The sequence below is a fragment of the Pseudomonas sp. 2VD genome, from assembly GCF_005503585.1.
In the GTDB taxonomy this organism is placed as follows: Bacteria; Pseudomonadota; Gammaproteobacteria; order Pseudomonadales; family Pseudomonadaceae; genus Pseudomonas; species Pseudomonas aeruginosa.
In genome coordinates this window covers 1-4651 of the sequence record NZ_SCND01000425.1, presented here as the reverse complement: position 1 = coordinate 4651, position 4651 = coordinate 1, and the positions used below count along the sequence as shown (strand labels likewise).

4 protein-coding genes and 1 pseudogene are annotated in these 4651 nt (G+C 68.5%); 2 read left to right on the top strand and 3 right to left on the bottom strand.

Going from position 1 to position 4651, the window contains the following annotated elements; genetic code table 11:
- Together FFS27_RS28815 and FFS27_RS28810 are read left to right on the top strand one after the other, a co-directional pair.
- Positions 1–1053: PepSY domain-containing protein (locus FFS27_RS28815; protein ID WP_137952381.1), on the top strand; the 1053-nt coding region annotated here is incomplete at its 5' end.
- Positions 1054–1137: 84 nt separating this feature from the next.
- On the top strand, positions 1138–1758 hold the full coding sequence (locus FFS27_RS28810) for a TetR/AcrR family transcriptional regulator (protein ID WP_003084655.1): 621 nt from the start codon (positions 1138–1140) through the stop codon (positions 1756–1758).
- Positions 1759–1794: 36 nt separating this feature from the next.
- On the opposite strand, the gene FFS27_RS28805 is transcribed toward FFS27_RS28810, so the two are convergent.
- From FFS27_RS28805 to FFS27_RS28790, 3 genes and pseudogenes are all read right to left on the bottom strand, one after another.
- Positions 1795–3066 (bottom strand): cytosine deaminase, encoded by a 1272-nt coding sequence (locus FFS27_RS28805; protein WP_003084657.1) that lies wholly within the window; start codon positions 3064–3066, stop codon positions 1795–1797.
- On the bottom strand, positions 3056–4306 hold the full coding sequence (gene codB / locus FFS27_RS28800; protein WP_003084659.1) for a cytosine permease: 1251 nt from the start codon (positions 4304–4306) through the stop codon (positions 3056–3058). Before codB ends, FFS27_RS28805 begins: the two co-directional genes overlap by 11 nt.
- A 181-nt stretch (positions 4307–4487) precedes the next feature.
- A pseudogene (locus FFS27_RS28790) lies at positions 4488–4651 on the bottom strand (NAD-dependent dihydropyrimidine dehydrogenase subunit PreA); the annotation flags it as partial.

The window sequence follows — 4651 nt, the reverse complement described above, 5'->3', positions numbered from 1 at the left end:
GATCCGCACCGGCCGCTATGGCGGGTGCAGACCGCGGACGAGCAGGGCCGGCTGCTCTACCTGTCCTCGCAGACCGGCGAGGTGGTACGCGACGCCAGCCGCCGGGAGCGTGCCTGGAACTGGCTCGGCGCCTGGCTGCACTGGCTCTATCCGCTGCGCGGCGGCGGGTTCGACGGGCAGTGGGCGAACCTGGTGATCGGCCTGTCGCTGCTGGCGACCCTGGCGACCGTCCTCGGCATCCTCGTCGGCCTGCTCCGCTGGCGCTTCCGCAAGCCCTACCGCAGCGGCTCGCGCTCGCCCTATGCGGGCGGTTTCCAGCGCTGGCACCACCTCGCCGGCCTGCTCTTCGGCGCGCTGGTGCTGAGCTGGATCTTCAGCGGGCTGATGTCGATGAATCCGTGGAACCTGTTCGGCCGCGGCACGCCGCTCGACCTCGCGGCCTACCAGGGCGGTAGCTGGGACCGGGCGCTGCCCGCCGGACTGGAGGCGGACGCTGTCCTGCGGCGCTTGCGTGCCGCCGGGTTGCGGGTGCGCGAGCTGGAGTGGCGGGCGCTCGACGGCGAGCCCTATGCGCTCGGGCGCAGCGCCAGCGGCAACAGCCTGCTGCTGACGGCGGATGGCGAAATCCTCCGCGAGCTACCCGCGGATCGCCTGCTGGCGGCGGCTCGCGCGCTGCTGCCGGGCGTGCCGATGCAGGCCGAACGATTGGAACGCTACGACTTCTATTACTACCCGCGCGAAGAACACAGCATGATGGGCTACCTGGAACGGCGCCTGCCGGTCTGGCGCCTGCGTTTCGACGATCCCCGGCATACCTGGGTGCACCTGGATCCCTACAGCGGCGCGGTGGTTGGCGTGCTCGACGACGGTCGGCGCGGCAGCCGCTGGCTGTTTTCCCTGTTGCATAGCTGGGACTGGCTGCCGCTGCTGACCCGGCGTCCGCTGTGGGACCTGTGGATGCTCGGTTTCAGTCTCGGCGGCCTGGTGGTCTGCGCCAGCGGCTGCTGGATCGGCTGGCGTCGCCTGCGCGGCCGCCGTCCGAAGCGTCGCTGAGAGGGGCTACCTGGCAAGACTGGGCGTCGCCGCACGCCCGGATTTGCTGGTAGCCTTGGTTGAATTCGCAGTAATGGATCGCACATGGGCACACACAAGATCGAGATCCGCCGCCGCAACGTCGAGAAGATTCTCCTGGCCGCCGAAAAAGTCTTCGCCGAAAAAGGCTACGCCGGCACCTCCATGGGCAACATCGCCGAAGAAGCCGAACTGCCGCGCTCCAACCTGCACTACTACTTCAGCACCAAGGACGAGCTGTACCGCGACGTCCTCCTCGGCCTGCTCGAGGTCTGGAAGCAGGACGCCCTCTGCTTCGAGATGTTCGATGACCCAAGGGTGGTATTGACCAGCTATATCCGCGCGAAGATGAACCACTCGCGTACCCGCCCGCATGGCTCCAAGGTCTGGGCCAACGAAATCATGCATGGCGCGCCGCTGCTCGGCGCCACCCTCGACGACAGCCTCTACGAATGGGCCAAGATGAAGGAGGCGAAGATCCGCCAGTGGGTCGAGGAAAAGCGCATCCTGTCGATCGAGCCGAGCAGCCTGCTCTACATGATCTGGGCCTCCACCCAGCACTACGCCGACTTCGGCTACCAGGTCGAGGTGCTCAACGGCCACCAGCCGCTCAGCGACATGCAGTTCGAAAGGGCGGTACAGACGGTGACCAGCGTGGTCCTGCGCGGAATCGGATTGGAGCCCTGAGCAGCGGAGCCTTCGCTAGAAGGCTCCGGCGATGGCTCAGCTGGCGCGGGTGAAGTCCACCGCTTCCGCCTGTTCGAGGAACACCGTGGTCTGCGCCGGGACCGTCTCGGCGAGCAGCCGTCCGCCGCGGATCGAGTAGCGCACCGGGACCTGCCGGCGCACCGCGTCGAAGCCGTCGCGGGCCGGCAGCACCAGCAGGTTGGCCGGATGGCCGACCTCGATGCCGTATTCCCGCAGGCCGAGGGTGCGGGCGCTGTTGCGGGTGATCAGGTCGAGGCCGCCGTCGATCTCGTCGTAGCCCATCATCTGCGTCACGTGCAGGCCCATGTGCAGCACCTGCAGCATGTTCGCGGTGCCCAGCGGGTACCAGGGGTCGAACACGTCGTCGTGGCCGAAGCAGGTGTTGATCCCGGCACCGAGCAGTTCCTTGACCCGGGTGATGCCGCGGCGCTTCGGGTAGTCGTCGAAGCGACCCTGCAGGTGGATGTTCACCAGCGGGTTGGCGACGAAGTTGATTCCCGACAGTTTCAGCAGGCGGAACAGCCGCGAGGTGTAGGCGCCGTTGTAGGAGTGCATCGCCGTGGTGTGGCTGGCGGTGACCCGTGCGCCGAGGCCGTCGCGATGGGCGAGCATGGCCAGGGTCTCGAGGAAGCGCGACTGCTCGTCGTCGATTTCGTCGCAATGCACGTCCACCGGCAGGTCGTAGCGCTTGGCCAGGTCGATGGCCTTGTGCAGCGACTCGACGCCCAGCTCGCGGGTGAATTCGAAATGCGGGATCGCCCCCACCACGTCGGCGCCCAGGCGCAGCGACTCCTCCAGCAGTTCCAGGCCGTTGGGGTAGGAGAGAATGCCCTCCTGGGGGAAGGCGACGATCTGCAGGTCGACCCAGGGCGCCACTTCGCCGCGCACCTCGAGCATGGCCTTGAGCGCGGTGAGGGTCGGGTCGGAGACGTCGACGTGGCTGCGCACGTGCTGCACGCCGTTGGCGATCTGCCATTTCAGGGTCTGCCAGGCGCGCTGCTTGACGTCCTCGTGGCTGAGCAGGGCCTTGCGCTGGGCCCAGCGCTCGATGCCTTCGAACAGCGTGCCGGAGCGGTTCCACTCCGGCTGGCCGGCGGTCTGGGTGGTGTCGAGGTGGATGTGCGGCTCGATGAACGGCGGCACGGCAAGACCGCCGGCGCCGTCCAGGCGCTCGCCGGCGTCGTCGGCGGCCTGTTCCATCGGCACCAGGGCGGCGATACGGCCATCGGCGACGCGCAGTTGCCAGAGACCTTCGCGGCCGCGCAGGCGCAGGTTGTCAATCAGCATGGAGGACCTCTTCTGGTTTGTTCGGGCTGCGGCTCAGCAGGGGATTGAGCAGCAGGTAGGCGATGGCGGCGCCGAGCACCGCGTTGACCGGCACGATCCCCGGCAGCCAGTGGCCGGCGGCGGTGCCGCAGGCGACGGCGAGGATCGCCGCCCAGTTGATCGCCTGGATGTCCGCGCAGGGGTGCTGGCGGTAGCGCCGGCGGCGACTCAGGTAGTCGGCGATGATCACCCCGCCGATGGGCGGGATGGCGGCGGAGAGGAAGGTCAGCCAGCCGACGAAGTGGTTGTACAGCCAGAGCGCGGCGAGGGTGCCGAGGGCGCCGTTGAGCATCGCCAGGAAGCGGCTGGAGAGGCCGGTGATGTTGGCGAAGCCGAGGCCGGAGGCATACAGCGCGTTGTCGTTGGTGGTCCAGATGTTCAGGCCGAGGACCAGGATCGCCGGGATCAGCAGGCCCTGGGCGATCATCACGTCGGAGATGTCCGACTTGCCCACCGCCGCCGCGCCGGCCGCGCCGAAGATGAACATCAGCGAGTTGCCGAGGAAAAACGCCACCAGGCACACCACCACGGCGGTACGCGCGCTGCGGCCGAAGCGGACGAAGTCGGCGGTGAGGGTGCCGGCGCTGACGAACGAGCCGACCACCAGGGCGATCGCGGTCGAGAGGCTCAGCGGCGCGCTCGGCGTCACCTGCTGCAGCGCCGCCAGGCCGCCGGCGTCGCGCACCGCGAGCCATACCGAGTAGCTGCCGAGGACGACGATCGCCGGGACCGCGATGGCCGACAGCAGGGTCAGACCGGCGATGCCGAAGAACACCGTGAGGGTCATCAGCGCCCCGGAGACCAGGATCAGCAGGTTGACGTCGAGGCCGGTGGCCTTGGCCACCGGGATGGCGAACATCGCTACGCCGACGCCGAACCAGCCGACCTGGGTGCCGCCGAGCAGCGCCGAGGGCAGCCAGGAGCCCTTGCTGCCGAACGAGTAATGCGCCAGCAGGTGGGTGGAAAGGCCGGTGCGCGCGCCGATGAAGCCGAGGATCGCGGTGTACAGGCCGAGCATCAGGTTGCCCAGCAGCACGGCGAGGAAGAAGTCGTCGTAGCTCAGGCCGGTGCCGAGGGTGCCGCCGGTCCACATGCTGGCGGAAAAGAAGGTCAGGCCGAGCATCACCACGCTCAGGGCCAGTGCGCTCTTGCGCGCCGCCAGCGGGACCGGTTGCTGGCTGTAGTTGCTGTCTGCGGACATGCGCGAGTCTCCATGGGGCGCCGGCCGTCCGGGAGCGTCGGCCGGGCCGCGGCGAATGGTAGTCGAAGGCGGGTCGATCCGACAGACGCCGTTGCGCGTCGTCGGACCGCAGCGGCACGCAGGAAGCGTGCCGGCGCGCGGCAGGGCGGCGTCCGCCGGGGATGCGGGCGCCGCCCTGCGTTCAGGAGGCTTCGCGGTAAGGGTTGCGCGGATCCTGGGTCCAGTTGAGATAGGGCTTGCCGGTGTCCTGCGGCACCATTTCGATGCAGTTCTCCACCGGACAGGTGATCTGGCACAGGTTGCAGCCCACGCACTCGGCGTCGATCACTTCGTAGCGGTGCGTAC